Source organism: Vibrio sp. Vb0349 (assembly GCF_033338975.1).
Map to the genome: position 1 here is coordinate 1 of NZ_JAWOTS010000432.1, position 1,052 is coordinate 1,052.

Here is a 1,052-nt window from a genome sequence, read left to right on the forward strand (position 1 = left end):
ATCGCAGTTCAATATTGTCCCACATTTGCGCCTGGATACTGGCTGTGACGGTTAGGTGATGCCAATTCTTGGATGAGGCATACGCCGCCAACATCGCCTTTTCATCTTTACCTACGCGACTCAGCAAATGCGCCCACTCACTTTTCGCTGCCGCAATTTTATCTGTCGCAATCAACTCTTCAATACGAGTGAGAGAGTTTTGATACGGGTGAATAACCTTAGTATCGAGCTTAATACGATGAGATGGATATTTGATTGACTGACCAATCGCATTCGCCGCAGCCACGCTGTAGAAATTGCGCTGACCAACTAAGGTCGCCAATCGCTGCTTGCCTGCAATATCATCACCCAGCGCAATCTCACTTCGACCTAACCAATATTGCCAGCGAAGCGAGGCTTGCTCATCTCTGTTGAGTACAGCAATCCATTGTTGAACACCTTTCCAATCTGCATTTTGAATTGCTAGACGGATACGATTTTCGATCAAAGCGACATTTTTACTGGTTTTCGTCTTATCATCTCGCCATTTGGCTAGTGAATCGGATTCAGTACGAATCAGACGAATCGCAATGTAGTCCGCAAGTGCTTGGGCTTTTTCTGCTGAGAATTTTTGTCCTTTCACGACTTGCGCATACGCTTTTTGAGCTTGATTGACATCCATGCGAGCTAGCTTTTCTAACGCATACTCACTCTGAGCACGATAAAAGTCGTTGGCTGGCTTTTTCTTAGCAAACTCAGCCACCGTCGCAGGTTTATCAAACAACGCTTTCATTTCTTGCGCTTGTTGTTTCGCTTTTGCAGAGCTTGGCAGCTTTTGCAAATAAGCCATCAAACTACCGTTACGAGCATCAAACGCCAACAACATGCGTTGCAGAACCAAATCGTCTGTACGTCCACCCGCTTTATCCCAAGCATTAAATAACGGGTCACACTCACTCGCGATGCTAGAACCGCTTAGCCACATGTCTTCTGCGCCTTTAAAGGCTGCAACTTGTTTGCCTTGTTTTAACTGAGCAACGTAAAAAATACACTGATAACGCTCACCACTTGGA

At 45.7% G+C, this 1,052-nt stretch carries 1 pseudogene; it reads right to left on the reverse strand.

Annotation, left to right across the window (positions count from 1 at the left end):
* Nucleotides 1-1,052, reverse strand: a pseudogene (locus R7Q47_RS26390) (lytic murein transglycosylase); the annotation flags it as partial.